Source organism: Kitasatospora sp. NPDC058162, from assembly GCF_042884005.1.
Taxonomy (GTDB): Bacteria; Actinomycetota; Actinomycetes; order Streptomycetales; family Streptomycetaceae; genus Kitasatospora.
On the sequence record NZ_JBHVUS010000006.1, the window covers coordinates 101,072 to 119,936 of the forward strand.

Consider the following 18,865-nt stretch of genomic DNA (forward strand, 5'->3'; position numbering starts at 1 on the left):
TTGGGGCGGCCGAGCGGCGGGTTCCGCGCCGGTGGGGCGACGCGCAAGGAAACGCAGCGGGGAAAGCGGTGAAGCGGTGAAGCGGGCAAGCGGGTGGGTCAGAAGATCAGCGGGTCGGCCCAGCCGGAGGCGAGCACCCCGCAGAGCAGCAGCACGGCGGTGACGGCGACGGCCTCCGCCCGGCCGAAGCCGAGGTCGGAGCCGAGGTCCGAGCCGACACCGGAACCGAGGTCCGAGCCGACACCGGAGCCGACTCCGGAGCCGACTCCGGAGCCGACACGGGCCCGGCGCCGCGCCGGTGCGGCGACCTCGCCGACGGCGGCGCCCTTGCCGCCGTTCCCGGCCCCCGCGCCCCGGCCGGTGCCGACCAGCGGCCACAGGGCCCTGATCAGCGGGACCATGGTGTACGCGGTGAGCCCGAGCAGCGCGGTGAGCGCCCAGAACGGCCGCCAGCCGTACTCCAGTCCGGCGCGTACCAAGCCGGCCGCGCCCGCGAGGACGACGAACCCGAGCCAGCCGACGCCGAGTCGGGCGACGCTACGGGCCAGGGCGGTCCCGCCGGAGACGGCGCCGGTGGGCACCCAGTCGGCGGAGCGGCGGCGCAGCGCGTGGGCGATGGCGATCACGTGGCAGAGCCCGCCCAGGAGTTGGACCCGGGTGACCTCGAAGCGCCAGCGGGTGCGGGACATCGCGGGCAGCAGCACCAGGGCGACCCAGATCGGCGGCAGGAAGGGCAGCACCTGCCAGGGCTGGATCTGCTCGGGGGCGAAGAACAGCATGATCAGCGCGGGCAGCGGCACGGCGAAGACGTTCACCGCGCTGGTGACGTAGCCGAGGATGCCGTTCCAGAAGCAGAGCCGGGCCGACCGCGGGAGCGGGCCGCTGCGGAAGTCCGGGTCGCGGACGAGGGCGAGCGAGCCGAGGCACCAGCGGTACTGCTGGCTGATGAAGGCGGGCAGGCCGGTGGGCGACATGCCCTTGGCGACCAGCGCGGGGACGTACCGGGTGCTCCAGCCGGCCCGGGCGAGGGCGAGGCCGGTGTAGAGGTCCTCGCTGTGGTCGATCTCGGCGAAGCCGCCGATCCGCTGCAGGGCGGCGCGCCGGTAGAGCGCGTTGGTGCCGCAGCAGACGGTGCCGTCCTGGGCGTCCCGGGAGGGCTGGATCCAGCGGTAGAAGATCTCCTGGGTCGCTCCCGCGGCGCGTTCGAGCCAGGACATGTCGGCGTCGGTGTCGAAGCACTGCGGGCTCTGCACGATGCCGACCTCGGGGTTGTCGAGGTAGGGCACCAGGTGGTGCAGGAAGTCGGGGCGGGGGCAGAAGTCGGCGTCGAGGACGGCGATGATCTCGCCGGTGCCCTCGGCCAGGCCGTGGTTGAGGTTGCCGGCCTTCTTGAAGCGGCCGCGGTCGGGGCGGGCGCGGTACTGGAAGCCGTAGGAGCGGGCGAGTTCGCGCACTTCGGGGCGGTCGGCGTCGTCGAGGACCAGGACGGTCAGCTCGCCGGGCCACCGGACGGCGGCGGTGTGCCGGTAGGCGTTGTCGAGGACGGCGAGCGGTTCGCCGGCGGTCGGCAGCAGCAGGTCCACGCTCGGGTGGCGGGCGGGGCTCCAGGCGCGCAGCAGCAGGTCGTGCGAGTCGCGGGTGAAGCGGCGGGCCCGCTGGCCGTCGGTGAGCGAGAGCAGCCAGGTGGCGGCGTTGAGCACGGTGAGCAGCAGGAACGGCCAGAGCAGCGGCTTGCTCAGCGCGAACAGGCCGAGGGTGGCGGTGGCTCCCGCGTAGGAGAGGGTGGCGCAGAGCAGCACCCAGCGGCGCTGCGGGCCGAAGTACCAGTAGAGCTCCTCGTCGTCGGGCGGGCTCGGCAGTCGGAGGTCGGGGTCCGCGGGTTCCGGGTGCGGACCGGTGTCGGGTGCGGGCATGGCGGTGCCATGGAGTACGGGCATGCGGAAATGGCCCCCCTGGGCATCGGACGGAACTTCGCCGTACGGGCTTCAGCCTCTCACATTGGTCTGGACCAATCATGAACGAGGTATGACATCTCCGCATCGCTCCAGCTCAGCGACTTGACGGTGCATCAGTAGGACGACAGACCATCAAACGATCAACAGAACAGCCCCTCCTTCAGCCCTCCTCCAGCCCTCCTCCAGCCCCTCCCTCAGGCCGACTTGAGCTCCTTCACCAGCTGCTCGAACCGGAGGTCCGGCCGACGCGGGACGCCGAACCGCTCGTCCCCGTACGGGAACGGGCTGTACACGCCGGTCCGCCGGAAGCCGCGGCGCTCGTACCAGGCGATCAGCTCGGCGCGCTGCTCGATCACCGTCATCTCCATCGAGCCGACCCCCCACTCCTCGCCCGCCAGCCGCTCCGCCTCGGCGAGCACCAGCCGCCCGATCCCGCCGCCCTGGAGGCCGGGGCGCACCGAGAACATGCCGAAGTACGCCCGGTCGCCGCGCCGCTCCAGCTGGCAGCAGGCGAGCAGCTCGCCGTCCCGCTCGGCCAGCAGCACCAACCCGTCGGCGTGCCCGACGGCCTCGGCGACACCCGCCGCGTCGGTGCGCTGCCCGCCCAGCAGGTCCGCCTCACTGGTCCAGCCGGCCTTGCTGGCCTCACCCCGGTAAGCGGACTCGACCAGTTCGACCAGCGCCGGGACATCGGCGAGGGTCGCAGGGCGGAAGGTCAGCTCACCGGCGGTCCTGGCTGCGGTCTCGGGCATGGCGCCACCTCGTTCTCGTGAATGTCGACTTTCACGCATCGTGCCACATTGCCCTGACAGCGGGAGCCGGGGATCGACACCGGCCCCGGAGCGTAGCGACCCGCACCACCGGACCCCCGGTCCTCGACGGGGCGCGGACACCTGGCGCAGCTGGCGGGTACATGGCTACCCTGCTCCCCGGTCGGACCAAGTTCCGTCCGCACCAAGCCCGTTGGGCCATTCGTACCGGAACCAGAGGAGTGTCCATGCCCCGCTCTTCCCGCTCCGCCCGCCCCACCGGTACCACCAGAAGACCTGGAACCCGCCGTCGGCTGTCCGTCCTCGCCGTGCTCGCCGCCGCGACCGCCCTGGTCACCGGCGTCACCGCACCCGCGTACGCGGCCGACCCCGCCCCTCTCACCGCCTCCCCTACCGCCGAGGCCCGGCCGGCCTTCCACCCCGACCGCGACTTCGCCGGCTCCACCGTCGCCGCCCACGAGGGCCGCACCGACGCACCGGCCCTGGCCACCCTCGCCGCCACCCAGACCCCCGGAATGGACGTCGCCAGCTACCAGGGCAACGTCGACTGGTCCACGGCCGCGGCCAACGGCGCCCAGTTCGCCTACGTCAAGGCCACCGAGGGCACCAGCTACACCAACCCGTACTTCGCCCAGCAGTACAACGGCTCCTACAACGCCGGACTGATCCGCGGCGCCTACCACTTCGCGCTGCCGAACAACTCCTCCGGCTCCGCCCAGGCCAACTGGTTCGTCGACCACGGCGGCGGCTGGTCAGCCGACGGCGCGACCCTGCCGCCTGCACTCGACATCGAGTACAACCCGTACGGCGCCAGCTGCTACGGCCTGGGCCAGAGCGCGATGGTCGGCTGGATCAGGGACTTCAGCAACACCGTCCTCAACCGCACCGGGCGCTACCCGACGATCTACACCACGACCAACTGGTGGGCGAGTTGCACCGGCAACTACGGCGGCTTCGGTGCCACCAACCCGCTCTGGATCGCCCGCTACTCCTCCACCGCCGGCACCCTGCCGAACGGCTGGGGCTACCAGACCTTCTGGCAGTACGCCGACTCCGGCACCTTCCCCGGTGACCAGGACCTGTTCAACGGCGCGGCCGACCGGCTGAGCGCGCTCGCCCTGGGCTGACCGGGCACACCGGGCACACCGCTGCTCCCCGCACCGGACCGACGGCGCGGGGAGCAGCGGGCTCAACGGTCAGCGAGCAACCGGCTCAACGGTCGGTGAGCTCCGGCGCGTACACCGTGCCCAGCGGCTCCGGGCCCACGTACTGCTGGCAGTTGCAGGGGCGCGGCTCGTAGCTCACCGGGCGCCGCTCGGCGTCCCAGGCGGTGGGCGCCTCGACCACCTCGTGGCAGCGGCCCTGCTTGTCGTGCTTGGCCAGGTGGTGGGTGCAGCCGCAGACCGGCTCGGGCGGGCGGCCGGCCGCCTCCAGGGCGACCCGCTGCCGCTCGGTCGCCTCCAGCACCTCCAGCTTGCGCTTGTGACGGGTCTTCAACGCCTTGCGGGCGAGGTCCGATCCGCCGTAGATGACCATGGGCAGCAGCCACCACAGGTTCCACAGGTTGTCCATCGGCTTCCCCCCGTTGCTCCGTCGACTGATCCGACCGATCCGTCGTCCGGTCCACCGTCCGGTCCGTCGTCCGATCCGCCGTCCGATCCGCCGTCGGCCCCGATCATACGACTGACCAGCGCGAACGCCCCGCCGGGGTCAGCGGATGACCGGCAGCACCAGCTCCGAACTCCGGCCCGCCGCCGCCTCGATGAAGGCCACCGGGTCGGCGACCTCGGCCAGCAGCGCGCGGGTGAAGTGCAGCGCCCCCTCGGCCGGCGCGGGCCCGCCGACCGCCGCGACCAGGTCCAGCAGGTGGACGGTCGCCTCCATCAGCGCCACCTCGCCGAGCGCCCCGACCGTGACGCTGCCGAGCAGCGGGTGCGCCACCACCGTGCTCGGCGGCAGGTCCGCGAGCCCGGCCAGGGCCTCCGGGCCCTCGGTGCCGAACCGGGCGATCAGCACGGCCGGTTCGTTCGCCCCGGCGGCCTCCTTGGCCAGCTCGGCGACCTGCCCGGCGGCGGTGTGGGCGAGCCCGCCGGGCCGGTTGAAGGTCCGCAGGATGTCCGCCCCGCGGGTCAGTTCGGCCGGCCCGTCCAGGACGGCCCCGCGCAGTCCGGTGAACATCTCCGGCACCGGCGCCACGTGCGCGTAGAGGTCCCGGACGGTCCACTCGGTCAGCCGGGTGGGCCGGTCCCAGTCCGCCGCGTCCAGGGCCGCGCCGCGTTCCGCCCAGGACTGCCAGGCGTCGGCCAACAGCTCGCGCACGTGGTCGTTCTGACTGTTCATCGGGGCCTCCTCGAAACGGTGTTCACGGAGCGGTCCACGCTACCCGTCCTCACACGGAAAACCGCTTGCACCCCCGGCGCCCGGGCCGCCACCATCGCCCCATGACCACCGCACCCGCCCGCCCGCTGCCCGTGACCGCCGCCGCCCGCCCGGCCGCCGGTCAGCAGCAGCCCGGCCGCCCCCGGAGGCCCGACCGCGCCCGCGCATGAGGGCCGCGCTGCTCGCGGGGCTGCTCGCCGGGTACGGGGTCGCCGTGCCGGTGGGGGCCGTCGGGGCCTACCTCGTATCCCTCACCGCGCGCACCTCGCTGCGCACCGGCGCCGGTGCCGCCCTCGGCGTGGCCACCGCGGACGGGCTGTACGCGCTGCTCGCGGTGCTCGGCGGCAGCGGCCTCGCGCCGCTGCTGGCGCCGGTCGCCGGGCCGCTGCGGATCGGCTCGGCCCTCGTCCTGCTCGCCCTGGCCGTCCGCACCGCCGTCACCGCCCTCACCGCCCTGCGCGCCCGCCACTCCGCCGCCGATCCCACCCGGGCCCCGGTGACGCAGACCCCGCCCGGCCCCGCCCGGGCCTTCCTGACCCTGCTCGGGCTCACCCTGCTGAACCCGCTCACGGTGCTCTACTTCACCGCCCTGGTCCTGGGCGACGGCCGTGGCAGTCCGGCGGACCCGCTCGCCCGAGCGGTCTTCACCCTCGCCGTGTTCGCCGCCTCCGCCAGCTGGCAACTGCTGCTCGCCGCCGGCGGCGCCCTGCTCGGCCGGGCCCTGACCGGGGCCCGCGGCCGACTGCTGACCGCCCTCGGCTCGGCGGCCCTGGTCGGCTGGCTCGCCGTCCGGCTGCTGCTCGACTGACCCGGGCCCCCATCCACCGACGACCGCACCCGCCGCCCCTGCCGCCAACGACCGCACCCGCCGTGCCTGCCGCCCCTGCCGCCCCTGCCGCCCCTGCCGCCAACCACCGTCCCGCACCGCCGTCGATTGCGCTCCGTCACCGATCGAGGCGCCTTCGAGGCCTGTTTTCCACCGATTCGTACCTTGTATCCTGGTTCTGTATCCGCTGCGTAACCTGCCCCCCGTCCGGCCCCGGCACGGCCGATGACGCCGGCACCGACTCGGAGGAGTGCGGACATGGCTGAGCGGGACGGCCCCGAGAAACGCGGGCGCCTGAGTCGCCCTCTGGTGCTGGAGGCCGCCGTCGCCCTGGTGGACCGCGAGGGGCTCGCCGCGTTGACCATGCGCAGGCTGGCGGCGGAGCTCGGCGTCGAGTCGATGGCGCTGTACCGCTACACCCCCGGCAAGGAAGCCCTGCTGGATGGCCTGACCGAGGCCTACTTCACCGAGATCAACACCAGGCTGCGCACCGCCGCCGCCGGCGACGGCCCGCACCGGACCGGGTGGCGGACGGAGCTGCGCCGGATCGCCCAGGCCTTCGCCGTCGTGGCGCACGCCCACCCCGAGATCCTGCCGCTGGTCGCGACCCGCCCGCTGGCCGTCCCGGTGTCCCGCCGGCCGGCTCCGGCCCTCGCGCTCACCGAGCACATCCTGGCGGTGCTCGGCCGGGCCGGTTTCGACGACGCCACCGCCCTGACGATCTACCGCACCTTCGTCGCCTGGAACCTGGGCTGCCTGCTGGTGGACAAGCGCCAGGTGGTCGACAACCCGGACGAGCCGGACCCGGTGCTGCGCCTGGGCCTGCACCGGCTGCCCGCGGCCGACTACCCGCGGTTGCGCGCGCTGGTCCCCCGCTTCGCCGACTTCGACGACCGGGCCGAGATGCTGGCCGGACTGGACAGTCTGCTGGACGGGATGCCGGAGCCTCCCCTTGACGCCTTCTACGAGGACGGCGGATCCTGAGGATACGAGGTACACGTCGGACATATCCGTACTCATCACCAGAGGTCGTCATGTCCGCCGTCCCAACCGCACCCCCTACCCCACCCCGGCCCGACATCCTCAAGCTCCGCGTCACCGCCCGCGACGCGGACACCCTGCGCGCCCTGCTGCGCGAAGCACGCCCCGACACCGGCGGACGCCCGCAGCCGGAACCGGACGGCAGCGTCGGCATCGACGTCTTCGCCCCGGACGACCAGGTGGCGGCCCTCGAACGCGAGGGCGTCACGGTCACCAGGATCGGTAACGCCAGCGCGGACGGGCGGGCCGCCCAGGCCGAGGTCGGCACCGGCGACCGGTTCGCCGCCGCCGACGCCGTCCCGCACGGCCTGGCCGTCAAGCTCGCCGGCTGAGCCGGGAGGCCCGTCATGTCGTACCTGAACATCACCGAGGTCGAATCCGCCGTGACCAGCCTGGCCACCGCCTACCCCGGCACCGCCCAGCTGATCACCCTGCCCGATCCCTCGATCGAGGGCCGCACCGCCCACGCCCTGCAGATCGGCCGCCCCGCGCCGGTCCCCAAGGACTGCGTCATGCTGATCGGCGGCGTGCACGCCCGCGAGTGGGGCAGCTGCGAGATCCTCGTCCACTTCGCCGCCGACCTGCTGGAGGCTCTCCAGGCCGGTACCGGCCTCGGCTACGGCGGCATCTCCTTCACCGCCCAACAGGTGCAGGACCTGCTGCTCCGGCTGGACCTGGTGGTCTTCCCGCTGGTCAACCCGGACGGCCGGCTGCACAGCCAGACCGTCGACGCGATGTGGCGCAAGAACCGCAACCCGGCGAACTCCGGCGGCAGTTCGAACCCCGACTGCATCGGCATCGACCTCAACCGCAACTACGACTTCCTCTTCGACTTCCCCACCGCCTTCGCCCCGACCGCCACCCCGCAGGTCTCGACCAGCCCGTGCGACCGGTACGTCTACGAGGGCCCGAGCGCCTTCTCCGAGCCCGAGACCCGCAACGTCCGCTGGCTGCTGGACCGTTACCCGAGGACGCGCTGGTTCGTCGACGTGCACAGCTACTCCCAGGACATGCTCTACAACTGGGGCGACGACGAGAACCAGTCGGACGACCCCGGCATGAACTTCCGCAACCCGCAGTACGACGGCAAGCGCGGCCTGCCCGGCGACGCGTACGCCGAGTACATCCCCAAGGACGACGCCGACACGGCGCTCGAACTCGCCACCGCCTTCTGCCAGGGCGTGCAGGGCGTGCGCGGTACGGCGTACAAGCCGCTGACCGGGTTCCACCTCTACCCGACCAGCGGGACCAGCGACGACTACGTCTACTCCCGCCACTTCGTCGACCCCGGCCGGGGCAAGGTGCTCGGCTTCACCGTCGAGTGGGGCGTGAAGAGCTTCCACCCGCCGTGGGCGGAGATGGAGAAGATCGTCCTCGACGTGGACGCCGGGCTCGTGCAGTTCTGCCTGGCCACCGCCTGAACACCGGGCACCGCACGAACACCCCCGAACACAACACCCCCCGAACCACAGTGCCCGACAGCAGGGGCGCCCGCCACGAACGGTCGTGGCGGGCGCCCCGATGAACGGGCGGGGTGAACGGGCGGCTCAGGCGGCTGCCCGATGGAAGAAGAACGGGTCGATGGACGGGTCCACCGGGGTCACCCCGTCCGTGTTGAGCAGTTGGTGGGTGGTGAAGTTGGCATTGCGCTGGTACGTCACGCCGACCGGGAAGTTGGCGTTGTCGGGGGTGTTGTTGCCCGCGAAGATGCCGTAGAAGTCCGGGCCGACGGTGATCAGCCGGATGTAGTCGCCCAGGTACGGCAGCGCGCCGCCGGAGGGCGGTACGTCGCCCGGGGCCTGGTGCAGCACCTGCTTGTCCACGGTCTGCCAGACGTCGGAGGTGAGCTCCAGCGCCGTGGTCCACTGGTTGTCCGAGAGCTGCTGGTAGACCAGCCCGACCAGGCCGTCGGAGTTGACCGCCAGCGAGGGGTTCTTGCCGTTGACCAGGTCCCCGCGCGCCTCGGCCCAGCTCTGGCCGTGGTCGGTCGAGTGCTGGACGTGCAGCACGTAGTCGGTGGGGGCGCGGCCGCCCAGGTTGTCGCACCAGGCGATGTAGACGTTGGCGGAGTTGGTGGGGTCGACGGCGATCGACAGGTCCGCGCCGGTGCGCTCCTGGCCCAGCGAGGCCGCCTGGGTGTTGAAGACCACGGTGCGCCCGCTCACGACCCGCTGGCCGACCTCGCTGTCGGCCGAGTCCTTGAGCGCTTGGAAGGGGTCGGCCCCAAGGGCGCCCTTGTCGTCGCGGGTCACCACGACGTCGAAGGTGACCACCAGGCTGGTCTGGTCGAAGTTGGTCCAGCTCTCGAAGGCCGCGTAGACGGTGTCGTCCGGGTGCACGGCGATCCGGATCGGCGGACCGTCGTGGACCACGTTCGGCCGCCGGTCGACCTGGACCGGGACGAACCCGGCCGGGGCGGGGTCGGTGGCGGCGTTGCCGGAGACGTCGACGGTGGCGGGCCTGGGCTCCTTGGCGGCGTCGTTGTTGCCGACGTACACCCGGTCGGTCGCGCCGCCGTTGCCCGTGACGGTGTCGGCGACCACCCACGGCTGGTCCTCCCTGGGCCGCTCCACCAGGACGGTCATCGGGTCGGCCGAGGTGGCGTCCGGGGCCCGGAGGATCTGCAGGGCCGAGCTCTGCCCGTTCAGGATGCCGGTGTAGAGCGTGCCGCCCTGCAGCGCGAAGCCGACGCTGATGTCGCCGGTGCCGCTCCGGGGGTTGTTCCCCGGCAGCACGCTGTTCAGCACCCAGGTGTCCCCACCGTCGGTGGAGACGTAGACCGGCGCGAGCGGGCCTCCCATCGGATCGGGGGTGAAGGCGGTCGCGACCAGTTCGTTCGGCTGCGCGGCGTTGACCGCCACGCTGGGCTCGCTGTCCAGCCCGGTCTCACCGCTCAGCGACTGGGGAGTGATGTCCACGACCTTGATGGTGGGCATGTCGGCTCACCTCCGTTCCCTCAGCACGGCGAGCTTCTGCGCCGGCTGGTAGTCGTCACGGTCGAGCAGCTGGTACGGCGCCTGCGCGGTCAGATCGGCCTGCGCGGTGTGCAGCAGCCACAGGCCGTGCTGTCCGGCGCGCGGTTTGGGGACGTGGCGCCAGCGGATGTCCGTGCTGCCCGGGTAGAGCACACCGGTCCGCCCCGGGGCGAGGCCGCCGGACTCGACGAGCGAGACGTCGAGCGTGGCGCGCCACCAGTGCGGGGCGTGCTCGGAGAAGTCCCGCAGGCCGAGGTCCTCCAGGGCGACCACGGCGCCGAGCACCACGGCGTCCGCCGCCCGGGCGTGGGCGGCCACGTCCTGGTCGCGGATCGCGCGCTGGACGGAGGAGAAGGGCATCTCGTCGGCGGTGGTGGCGGCCAGCGCGACGTGGTGCTGGACGGCGGAGGCGGGCAGCCGGCCCACCTCGACGAGGCCCAGGCCGGTGCCGTAGACCAGCCCCCGGGTGAAGAAGGCGGCCGTGTCCCCGACCGCCAACAGCGCGGCCGTGGGATCCAGTTGGACGGTGACCTCGCTGCCCGCGAGCCGCGCGAAGGCGGGCGGGGCGTGCAGCACCTCGGTCACCTTGACCACACTGGTCCGCGCGTCGCGCAGGTCGGCCGGGAAGGCCGCGAGTGAGGTGCCGCCGACCCGGGTGACCGTGCCCAGGAAGCTCAGCGGAGCCTTCCGGACGAGCGCGGCCAGCTGCTCGGGGGCGGCGGGCGTGGTGGTGGTGTCGGTCATGACGGCTCTCCTCTCCGCTCACCGCGCGGCGCGGGCCGGGGCGGGGTGCGCCCGGCGCCACTCGATCCGCGCGCCGAGCAGACAGGCGGCCGTGACGGCGGCGGCCAGGGCGACCACCAGCCACTCGGCCGCGCCGCTGCCGGCGTCCGGGTCGACGCCGAGGAGCGCCTCGATCCACTGCGGCCACACCAGGGTGAGCAGGAACAGCAGGCCGGACAGTCCGCCGAGGGCCGTCTCCAGCCAGAAGCGGGGTCGGACCGGGCTCAATCGTCGCTGGGGGTTTGCTTGCCGGGAAGGCATCGCTTGCGCCTCCCCTCTCCCTCCGCCCGGGCCGCTCCCGGCGCGCCACGCGCACGACCGGTCCGCCGGCCGGCCCGGGTCGGGGTCTGCTCCCGGCGGCGCCGCCGGTCGGGGCACGGCCGCCGCGGGAGGTTCTGCTGGGGTGCGCGGCGACGGAGGCCGCGCCGGGGTCCGTCTGACCGGGCCGGGGATACGGATACGGATACGCCGGAAGTCGGCGTTGTACGCCTACGAGGCACACGTACGTCGTATACGAGTCTCCTCGCACCCCCGGAGTTTGGTCAAGGGCGTGCCGCGGGCCTTAACGGTGTGCCGCGGGCCTTCCGGTCAGACCCGGGCGCCGAGCATCCGCAGCACCAATTCGCCGTACCGGCGGCCGAGTTCCTCCGGCGTCCCGGAGGAGCGCTCGGTGTACCAGCGGGAGACGTCGATGCCCAGCGAGGTGACGGCGCGGGCCGCCGTGCGCACCTCCGAGACCTCGAACTCCCCGGCCGCCACGCCCGCCTCGATCAGTGCGCTGACCTCGCGCTCGATGTCCAGGCGCAGCCCCGCGACCACCGCGTAGGCGTCCTCGGGCAGGGCGTGCAGCTCGTAGTTGACCACCCGGCCGACCGTCCGGGCCCGGGCGTGCCAGGCGGTGAACTGCTCGACCACGCGCCGCATCCGCTCCGCCGGTCCGCCCTCGCCGGCCGCCGCCGTCCGCACCAGGGCGAGCGTCGCGGCGTGCCCGGCCTGGCTGATCTCGGCGAGCAGCGCGGCCTTGGACTGGTAGTGGATGTACAGCGCGGCGGGGCTCATGCCGGCCGCGGTGGCGATGTCCCGGGTGGTGGTGGCGTGGAAGCCGCGCTCCGCGAACGACTCGACGGCCGCCTGGAGCAACCGGTACGCCGCCTCGGGGCGGGTGTCGGCGCCGGGCATGGTGGGCCAGAGGTCGGCGATGGGCGTGCTGGTCATGGCGCCATCCTCCCAGAGAACTCGTACAGGCATTCCCGCCGACGACCGGGTGGGGCCCGGTCCGACCCGGTAGGGCCCGGTCCGGCCCGGTCCGGCCCGGCGGACTGTTGACAGGCTCCCGCACCGACACCATGCTGAGCAAGCGCTTAGTCAGCCACTGGCCGGCCGTCGGTCAGCCGTCAGTCAGCCGTCCGGCCGGCCGGCGATTCCGAACTCCGGATCCGCAGATCCTCGCGGGAAAGGCAGGACCCTCCGTGGTGCACTCCTTCAAGGGCCGGGTGGCCGTCGTGACCGGATCGAGCCGGGGCATCGGCCTCGGCATCGCCCGCGAACTGGTCGACCGCGGCGCCAAGGTCTGCCTCACCGCCCGCAACCCCGAGCCGCTCGCCGAGGCCGTACGCGACCTGGGCGGCCCGGACAACGCGATCGCCGTCGCGGGCAAGGCCGACGACCCGGCCCACCAGGAGGAGGCGGTCGCCCGCACCCTGGAGGCCTTCGGACGGCTCGACCACCTGGTCAACAACACCGGCATCAACCCGGTCTACGGTCCGGTCCTGGAGACCGACGAGGCCGCCGCCGCCAAGATCTTCGCCGTCAACGTGCTCGGCCCGCTGGCCTGGACCCGCCGGGCGCACGCCGCCTGGATGGGCGAGCACGGCGGCTCGGTCGTCAACGTCGCCTCGATCGCCGGCATCCGCGCCTCGCTCGGGATCGGCATGTACGGCGTCAGCAAGGCCGCGCTGATCCGGCTCACCACCGAGCTCGGCGCCGAGCTGGGGCCGCAGGGCATCCGGGTCAACGCCGTGGCCCCCGCCGTGGTGAAGACCAAGTTCGCCGAGGCGCTGTACGAGGGCCGGGAGGAGAAGGTCGCCAAGGCCTACCCGCTGGGCCGGCTCGGCGTCCCCGAGGACATCGCGGGCGCGGTCGCCTTCCTGCTCTCCCCCGAGGCCGGCTGGATCACCGGCCAGACCCTGGTGGTCGACGGCGGCGTCACCCTCGGCGGTGGCCTGTGACCGGGCCGAGCGGGCAGAGCGGGTCGGCCGAGCCGGCTGAGCTGAGCGGCCAGGGCATCGTGGTCACCGGCGCCGGGCGCGGCATCGGCGCCGCCCTGGCCCGGGCCTTCGCCGCGGCCGGGGCCCGGGTCGTGGTCAACGACCTGGACGCCGACGCCGCCCACGCGGTCGCGAAGGAGCTCGGCGGCACCGCCGTACCCGGGGACGCCGCCTCCGCCGAGGGCCTCGCCGCCCTGGTCGGCCGGGCCCGCGCGGAGCTCGGCGAGATCGACGTCTGGTGCGCCAACGCGGGCGTCGCCCCGGTCGGCGGCGCCGACGCGCCGGCCGCGGCCTGGGCCGGCGCCTGGGAGGTCAACGTGATGGCGCACGTGCGCGCCGCCGACCTGCTGCTCCCCCGCTGGCTGGAGCGCGGCCACGGCCGCTTCCTGGCCACCGTCTCCGCCGCCGGGCTGCTCACCATGCTCGGCTCGGCCCCGTACGCGGTCAGCAAGCACGGCGCGCTCGCCTTCGCCGAGTGGCTCTCCGCCACCTACCGCCACCGCGGTGTCCGGGTGCACGCGCTCTGCCCCCAGGGCGTGCGCACCGACATGCTGGCCTCCACCGGCGCGGTCGGCGCGGCGCTGCTCGCGCCGACCGCCCTGGACCCGGCGGACGTCGCCGAGGCCACCCTGGCCGCGCTGCGCGAGGAGCGGTTCCTGATCCTGCCGCACCCCGAGACCGCCGAGTACTACCGCGTCCGGGCCACCGAGCCGGACCGCTGGATCGCCGGGATGAACCGGCTCCAGCAGAGCCTGGAAGAGGGTGGGGCGCTGTGAGGGCCTGGCAGGTGGGTGAGCTCGGGGAGCCGGCCGCGGTGATGCGGCTGGCCGGGGACGTCGCCCGGCCGGTGCCGGGCCCGGGGCAGCTGCTGGTCCGGGTCCGGGCCGCGGCGGTGAACTTCCCCGACGCGCTGATGGTGCGCGGGCACTACCAGGTCCGCCCGCCGCTGCCGTTCACCCCGGGCGTGGAGCTGTGCGGCGAGGTCGCCGACGGCGCCCGGCGCGGCGAGCGGCTGATCGGCAACCCGGTGCTGCCGCACGGCGCCTTCGCCGAGTACGCGCTGCTGGACGCCGCGGCCGCCTTCCCGGCGCCCGAGGCGCTGGACGACGCCGAGGCGGCGGCGCTGCACATCGGCTACCAGACCGCCTGGTTCGCCCTGCACCGCCGGGCCCGGCTGCGGGCCGGCGAGACCCTGCTGGTGCACGCGGCGGCCGGCGGGGTCGGCAGCGCGGCCGTCCAGCTCGGCCGGGCGGCCGGGGCCCGGGTGGTCGCCGTGGTCGGCGGTCCGGCCAAGGCGGAGGCGGCCCGGGCGCTCGGCGCCGACCTGGTGGTGGACCGGACGGCCGGGGACTTCGTCGCCGCCGTCAAGGAGTTCACCGGCGGGCGCGGCGCGGACGTGGTCTTCGACCCGGTCGGCGGCGACGCCTACACCGGCTCCACCAAGTGCGTGGCCTTCGAGGGCCGGATCGTGGTGGTGGGCTTCGCCGCCGGGCAGATCCCGGCACCGGCCCTCAACCACGCCCTGGTGAAGAACTACGCGATCCTCGGCCTGCACTGGGGCCTCTACAACACCCACGACCCACGCGCCGTGCGCGCCGCCCACGACGAGCTGACCAAGCTCGCCGAACAGGGCGTGGTCCGCCCCCTGATCAGCGCCCGGGTGCCCCTCGCGGGCGCGGCCGAAGCCGTCCAGCTGGTCGCCGACGGCCGCAGCACCGGGCGGATCGCCGTCCTGGGCGACTGATTCGCGGGCGGCCGGGTTCAGGCGTTGCGGCGGGCGGACTCGTTCTCCTGGGCGAGCCGCCGCAGGGCGAGCAGGGCGGGTTCCAGGAGGACGGTGCGCAGCAGGGCCCGCTCGGCCTGCTCGAGCGGGTCGGCGTCCGGGTCGAGTTGGTCGAGGTCGAGGACGGCGGTGCGCTCGGCCAGTTCGGCGTAGCCGCGCAGGGCGGCGGGGTCGAGTTCGGCGCCGAGTGAGCGCAGGGTCTCCAGGGTCTCGCCGAGTACGGCGCGGGCGGGGGCGTGCTCGGAGACCTCCCAGCCCAGTGCGCCGATCAGCGCGTCCACTTCGGCGGCGCCGGGCGCCGGTTCGGGCTCCTGGGCGTCCTCGTCGACCGGGCGGGCGCCGAGCACCAGGCCGAGCACCTGGTGGCGCTCGCCCGCGTGCTCGACCACCGCACCGAGGACCTCCCGGGTGGCGCTCACGCTCAGCCCCCGCACGCCGATCAGGGCGCGCACCAGGCGCAGCCGGCGCAGGTGCCCCTCGTCGTACTCGGCCTGGGTGGCGGCGGTGGCCCGGCCGGGCGGCAGCAGGCCCTCGCGCAGGTAGTACTTGATGGTGGCGGTCGGGACGGCGCTGCGGCGGCTCAGTTCGGAGATGCGCACGGCTGACACCTCGGGCTTTCCTCTGGGGGCTTCCTCTGGAGGACTTTCCCCTGGCTTTTGGATACCAGCACTGTCTAACATAGATAGTGCCACTACCCAATGTGGCGTCCTCCGCCGACGAGGAGAGTCAGCCATGCCCACCCTGCCCTGGATCACCCCGAATCCCCCCGCCCCCGGCACCCGGGCGGTCGTCATGGCCTCCCGCTTCGAGGTGCGCTCGCTCGCCGACGTCCCGCGTTTCTTCCTCCGCTCGCTCGCCGTCTGGCGCCAACTCCGCAGCACCCCGGGGGCGTTGGGTGCCTCGCTGATCGCCCGGCCGCTGCGGCGGACGTTCTGGACCCTCTCCGCCTGGGAGAGCCGCGAGGCCCTGAACGCCTTCGCCGCCGCCGAGCCCCACCGCAGCACCATGACCGGACTGCGCTCCACCATGCGGGAGTCCACCTTCACCTTCTGGGAGACCCCCACCGACCGGCTCCCGATCGCCTGGCCGGACGCCCACGCCCGGATCGACGCCCAGCGCGCCGCCGACCGGAGCGGCTCTAACGCCCCGCGATGACCTCCAGGGCCGGGCGCGGCGGGCGGCCGAGCAGCGCCGCCAGGTCGCCCGGCCCGCCCGGACCGGCCAGGAAGCCGTGCGCGATCGCCGAGTAGGTCCCCACCACCATCGGCACCTGGAAGTCGAAGGCGTCCGAGGCCGCCAGCGCCGTCCGGACCGCCGCGAGCCGGCCCGGACGGTACTCGGCACCCAGCACCCCGGCCACCTCCGCGCCGCCCACCGCCCGCTCCCCCACCAGCTCGTACGTCCGCCCCACGTGCCCGGCGGGCGCCAGCGCCACGTTCACCGCCGCGTCGGCGAGGTCCGCCCGGGCCACCGCCGCCAACCGCCCCTCCCCCAGCGGCGCGGTGATCACCCCGTCCGGGCCGGGCGCGGCGATCGCGGCCAGCAGCTCCGCGTAGAGGCCGTTGCGCAGCACCGTCCAGCGCAGCGTGCCGGACTCGCGCAGCCGCCGCTCCGTCCAGCGGTGCGCCAGCGCGTACGGCAGGTGGTCGCCGTCGCCGGCGAGGCTGGTGTAGACGACGTGCTCGACGCCCGCCCGCTCCGCCGCCTCGATCGCGGCGCCGTGCCGGGCGATCACCACGTCGTCCTCGGCGGCGCCGGCCGAGATCAGCAGCAGGGTCCGGACGCCCGCGAAGGCCTCGGCGAGGGTGTCCGGGCGGTCGAAGTCCACCAGCCGGACCGGCACCCGGGCCTTCACCGCCCCGGGCGTCCGACTCCCGGCGACGACGCCCTCGCGGGCGCCGAGCCGCTCCAGCACGAGAGTGCCGAGACCTCCGTTGACACCGGTGACGAGCAGCATGGTTCTCCTCCTGATGGCCGATCCTCGGGGACGGGACCATCCTCGATAGCCTGGGCGTCCGGCGTAAGGAGGCACTCTCATGTCAGTAGGGCACACCGCGGTACCCACCCCCCGCCCGGTCGTCTGGTGCGAGGACGACGTGGACTGCGGGATCCGCGACCTGCTGACCCGGCTCGGCGACAAGTGGTCCGTCCTGGCCGTGGTCGAACTCGCCCAGGGCGTCCCGCGGTTCCGCGAACTGCAGCGTGCCCTGCCGGGGCTCTCCCAGCGGATGCTGACCCTGACGGTGCGCCGGCTGGAGCGCGACGGGCTGGTGTCCCGCACCGTCCACCCGACCGTCCCGCCGCAGGTGGAGTACGAGCTGACGCCGCTCGGCCACAGCCTGACCCACCTGGTGCGGGCGATGGCCGACTGGTCGTACTCCCACCACGACGCCATCGTCGACTCCCGCCGGCAGTGGGACGAGGCCAACCGTTCCAATTAAGTGATCAGGAGTGGGTCTTGGACCCAGGTCTGATCACTGCGGGCATCCCGAACGGTGGTGGATGCCCGACTGGTCGCCCGCGTTCTCGTGGTCCCCGCTCGGGCGCGCGCATCGTGTGCGCGATCCGTGACGGGGCGGCGGGTCTCCTCACGCCCCCGGCTACCCGTTCCGGCCTGGGCGGTCCGATGCCCACGACGATCACTCCGGTCGTCATGGGGCGGTGCCGTCCGTCGCCGGATCGGGTGTCCGAGGGCGCGTCGCCCGATGGCGACAGCGGCGCTGTCGTGTCGGGTGGTCTTACGGGTGGGTGTCGCGAGCGGCTTCTGCCAGTGCTGTGCGCCCCATCGGGAGGTGTAGGCGGGGTCCACGGCGACGATGACGAGGTCCAGCTCGGCGGCCATGGACACGAGCCGGGCGCGGAGCCTGCCGGTGGGGATGCCGGAGACGATCTGCCGGAAGCGCTTCCTGCGGCCGTGTTTCTCGCGGGTGGTCTCGGCGGTGAAGTCCAGGTTCTCCAGGCCGATCGCCCTCACCCCACACTTCTGGGCCCAGTGGAGGAGGCGGGTGATGGCGTGGCGGACCTGGGCGTCGCGGTGGGTGGCGGTGCCGGTCAGGTCGTAGCGGAACCGGTGGGGGTTGCCGACCGGGTTGCCGTGGCGGTCGAGGTGCCAGGCGGCGAAGTGGTCGGCGTTGGTGTCCACGCCGACCATCCCGGCCGCGCGGGCCGCCTCCAGCAGCATCGTCCGCACCACCGGCCTGGTCCAGGAGGCGTCCAGGTACCAGCGCCCCCGGGCCACGTCGTAGTGGATGCGGTAGGCCACCGCCCGGTTGCCCCCGATGCGGTCCCGCCATTCCTCGCCCCGGTGCGGGAACGCCACCCTGGCGGCCAGGGCGTACCGGCCGTGGCGGGCGTTCGCCAGGTCCGCCATCGGGCCGGGCAGCTTGATGCTGATCCCGCCGTCGGGGGTCACCCGGATCGTCTCGTTGCCGAACCGCTTCCCGGACTCCCCGTCGGCGGACAGGAAGCGGCGGGACGCCTCCCAGCGTTCCCGCCACCGGGCCTCGGTCAGGTTCGCGGCGGCCAGGTGGTGCCGGGTGTTGAGCAGCTTGCGCCCGCCGCGCACGACATGCATGCGTCCTGCCTCACGATCGGCCGCGACCTGTGCCCGCCGTTCCTCCAGTGCCGCGAGCCGGCGGGACTTGACGAACCACTCGTGCCGGGAACGGTATCCGCCGGGTACGCGCTTGGTGCCCCTCTCCCCGACCGGCAGCGACAGACGGTGCCGCAGCATCCGGATGCCCGCGTCCAACGAGTCCAGGTGCGAGGCCTGCCCACGGCGCGACAGTGCCCACTGGTCGTGCGTGGCCTTCGTGATCGAACCGGCCCAGCGCGACGAGGACCCCACCGTCAGGTCGCGCTTGCGCGCGGCCCACGTCTGGTTGCCGTGTTCCAGGCCGTCCGCGCAGCGTGCCTTCAGGTCCTTGGACGCCAGCGCCCCCAGATGCCCGCCGACCAGCCGCAGCACCCTCTCGTCCTCCGGCGTGAGGCCCTTGAGACGGTCACGGACCGTCACACCCGACGGGCCGAGGGAAACGAACGGCGCGTCGATCCGCCGGAGTTCCCTCTTCGGCCCAGTCACGTCGT

21 protein-coding genes are annotated in these 18,865 nt (G+C 73.8%); 10 read left to right on the forward strand and 11 right to left on the reverse strand.

The annotated features are described in order from the left end of the window. Positions 1-98 precede the first annotated feature (98 nt). A complete protein-coding gene (locus ACFVXG_RS14225) occupies positions 99-1,937 on the reverse strand; it encodes a glycosyltransferase family 2 protein (protein ID WP_387927343.1) in 1,839 nt (612 codons plus the stop codon). A 212-nt stretch (positions 1,938-2,149) separates the two neighbouring features. Further along, the gene (locus ACFVXG_RS14230) at positions 2,150-2,707 is read right to left on the reverse strand and encodes a GNAT family N-acetyltransferase (protein ID WP_387927344.1); all 558 of its coding nucleotides are present in this window, start codon (positions 2,705-2,707) and stop codon (positions 2,150-2,152) included. A 245-nt stretch (positions 2,708-2,952) separates the two neighbouring features. Between ACFVXG_RS14230 and ACFVXG_RS14235 the strand changes: the two genes are divergently transcribed. After that, positions 2,953-3,852: a lysozyme gene (locus ACFVXG_RS14235; RefSeq protein ID WP_387927345.1), complete on the forward strand. Its 900-nt coding sequence runs from the start codon at positions 2,953-2,955 to the stop codon at positions 3,850-3,852. A gap of 85 nt (positions 3,853-3,937) precedes the next feature. On the opposite strand, the gene ACFVXG_RS14240 is transcribed toward ACFVXG_RS14235, so the two are convergent. Next, positions 3,938-4,261, reverse strand: coding sequence for a hypothetical protein (locus ACFVXG_RS14240; RefSeq protein ID WP_387927837.1), 324 nt, complete (start codon positions 4,259-4,261; stop codon positions 3,938-3,940). A 174-nt stretch (positions 4,262-4,435) separates the two neighbouring features. After that, on the reverse strand, positions 4,436-5,065 hold the full coding sequence (locus tag ACFVXG_RS14245; RefSeq protein WP_387927347.1) for a maleylpyruvate isomerase N-terminal domain-containing protein: 630 nt from the start codon (positions 5,063-5,065) through the stop codon (positions 4,436-4,438). 205 nt (positions 5,066-5,270) lie between these two features. Here ACFVXG_RS14245 and ACFVXG_RS14250 point away from each other — a divergent pair, with 205 nt between their 5' ends. The 4 genes from ACFVXG_RS14250 to ACFVXG_RS14265 all read left to right on the forward strand — a co-directional run bounded on the left by ACFVXG_RS14250 (position 5,271) and on the right by ACFVXG_RS14265 (position 8,392). After that, positions 5,271-5,912 (forward strand): LysE family transporter, encoded by a 642-nt coding sequence (locus ACFVXG_RS14250; protein WP_387927349.1) that lies wholly within the window; start codon positions 5,271-5,273, stop codon positions 5,910-5,912. Between the two features lie 276 nt (positions 5,913-6,188). After that, a complete protein-coding gene (locus tag ACFVXG_RS14255) occupies positions 6,189-6,914 on the forward strand; it encodes a TetR/AcrR family transcriptional regulator (protein WP_387927351.1) in 726 nt (241 codons plus the stop codon). A 50-nt stretch (positions 6,915-6,964) separates the two neighbouring features. Beyond that, the gene (locus tag ACFVXG_RS14260) at positions 6,965-7,303 is read left to right on the forward strand and encodes a hypothetical protein (protein ID WP_387927352.1); all 339 of its coding nucleotides are present in this window, start codon (positions 6,965-6,967) and stop codon (positions 7,301-7,303) included. Positions 7,304-7,318: 15 nt separating this feature from the next. Further along, positions 7,319-8,392: a M14 family metallopeptidase gene (locus tag ACFVXG_RS14265; RefSeq protein WP_387927353.1), complete on the forward strand. Its 1,074-nt coding sequence runs from the start codon at positions 7,319-7,321 to the stop codon at positions 8,390-8,392. Between the two features lie 126 nt (positions 8,393-8,518). Here the strand turns inward: ACFVXG_RS14265 and ACFVXG_RS14270 are convergent, their stop codons facing one another. The 4 genes from ACFVXG_RS14270 to ACFVXG_RS14285 form a co-directional block, all read right to left on the reverse strand. Next, positions 8,519-9,907 carry a hypothetical protein gene (locus ACFVXG_RS14270; RefSeq protein WP_387927355.1) on the reverse strand — a complete coding sequence of 463 codons (1,389 nt, stop codon included), beginning with the start codon at positions 9,905-9,907 and terminating at the stop codon, positions 8,519-8,521. A 6-nt stretch (positions 9,908-9,913) separates the two neighbouring features. After that, positions 9,914-10,690 carry a hypothetical protein gene (locus ACFVXG_RS14275; protein ID WP_387927356.1) on the reverse strand — a complete coding sequence of 259 codons (777 nt, stop codon included), beginning with the start codon at positions 10,688-10,690 and terminating at the stop codon, positions 9,914-9,916. A gap of 18 nt (positions 10,691-10,708) precedes the next feature. Further along, the gene (locus ACFVXG_RS14280) at positions 10,709-10,957 is read right to left on the reverse strand and encodes an ABC transporter permease (RefSeq protein WP_387927358.1); all 249 of its coding nucleotides are present in this window, start codon (positions 10,955-10,957) and stop codon (positions 10,709-10,711) included. A 360-nt stretch (positions 10,958-11,317) separates the two neighbouring features. Further along, the gene (locus tag ACFVXG_RS14285) at positions 11,318-11,944 is read right to left on the reverse strand and encodes a TetR/AcrR family transcriptional regulator (RefSeq protein ID WP_387927360.1); all 627 of its coding nucleotides are present in this window, start codon (positions 11,942-11,944) and stop codon (positions 11,318-11,320) included. 254 nt (positions 11,945-12,198) lie between these two features. Between ACFVXG_RS14285 and ACFVXG_RS14290 the strand changes: the two genes are divergently transcribed. From ACFVXG_RS14290 to ACFVXG_RS14300, 3 genes are read left to right on the forward strand one after another with little or no spacing between them, the layout of a single operon-like run. Continuing rightward, a complete protein-coding gene (locus ACFVXG_RS14290) occupies positions 12,199-12,957 on the forward strand; it encodes an SDR family oxidoreductase (RefSeq protein WP_387927361.1) in 759 nt (252 codons plus the stop codon). Next, complete coding sequence (locus tag ACFVXG_RS14295) at positions 12,954-13,772, forward strand: SDR family oxidoreductase (RefSeq protein WP_387927363.1); 819 nt, start codon at positions 12,954-12,956, stop codon at positions 13,770-13,772. The genes ACFVXG_RS14290 and ACFVXG_RS14295 overlap by 4 nt, the downstream gene beginning before the upstream one ends. After that, positions 13,769-14,740 carry an NADPH:quinone oxidoreductase family protein gene (locus ACFVXG_RS14300; protein ID WP_387927365.1) on the forward strand — a complete coding sequence of 324 codons (972 nt, stop codon included), beginning with the start codon at positions 13,769-13,771 and terminating at the stop codon, positions 14,738-14,740. Before ACFVXG_RS14295 ends, ACFVXG_RS14300 begins: the two co-directional genes overlap by 4 nt. A gap of 17 nt (positions 14,741-14,757) precedes the next feature. Here the strand turns inward: ACFVXG_RS14300 and ACFVXG_RS14305 are convergent, their stop codons facing one another. Continuing rightward, positions 14,758-15,378 (reverse strand): MerR family transcriptional regulator, encoded by a 621-nt coding sequence (locus ACFVXG_RS14305; RefSeq protein ID WP_387927367.1) that lies wholly within the window; start codon positions 15,376-15,378, stop codon positions 14,758-14,760. Positions 15,379-15,511: 133 nt separating this feature from the next. On the opposite strand from ACFVXG_RS14305, the gene ACFVXG_RS14310 reads away from it, so the two are divergent. Continuing rightward, positions 15,512-15,934 carry a DUF3291 domain-containing protein gene (locus ACFVXG_RS14310; RefSeq protein ID WP_387927369.1) on the forward strand — a complete coding sequence of 141 codons (423 nt, stop codon included), beginning with the start codon at positions 15,512-15,514 and terminating at the stop codon, positions 15,932-15,934. Here ACFVXG_RS14310 and ACFVXG_RS14315 read toward each other — a convergent pair. After that, positions 15,918-16,736 (reverse strand): NAD(P)H-binding protein, encoded by an 819-nt coding sequence (locus ACFVXG_RS14315; RefSeq protein WP_387927370.1) that lies wholly within the window; start codon positions 16,734-16,736, stop codon positions 15,918-15,920. The two genes, ACFVXG_RS14310 and ACFVXG_RS14315, sit on opposite strands and share 17 nt — an antisense overlap. A 79-nt stretch (positions 16,737-16,815) precedes the next feature. On the opposite strand from ACFVXG_RS14315, the gene ACFVXG_RS14320 reads away from it, so the two are divergent. Beyond that, a complete protein-coding gene (locus tag ACFVXG_RS14320; RefSeq protein ID WP_387927372.1) occupies positions 16,816-17,220 on the forward strand; it encodes a winged helix-turn-helix transcriptional regulator in 405 nt (134 codons plus the stop codon). Here ACFVXG_RS14320 and ACFVXG_RS14325 read toward each other — a convergent pair. Then, on the reverse strand, positions 17,217-18,860 hold the full coding sequence (locus ACFVXG_RS14325; protein ID WP_387927373.1) for an IS200/IS605 family accessory protein TnpB-related protein: 1,644 nt from the start codon (positions 18,858-18,860) through the stop codon (positions 17,217-17,219). The two genes, ACFVXG_RS14320 and ACFVXG_RS14325, sit on opposite strands and share 4 nt — an antisense overlap. Positions 18,861-18,865 lie beyond the last annotated feature (5 nt).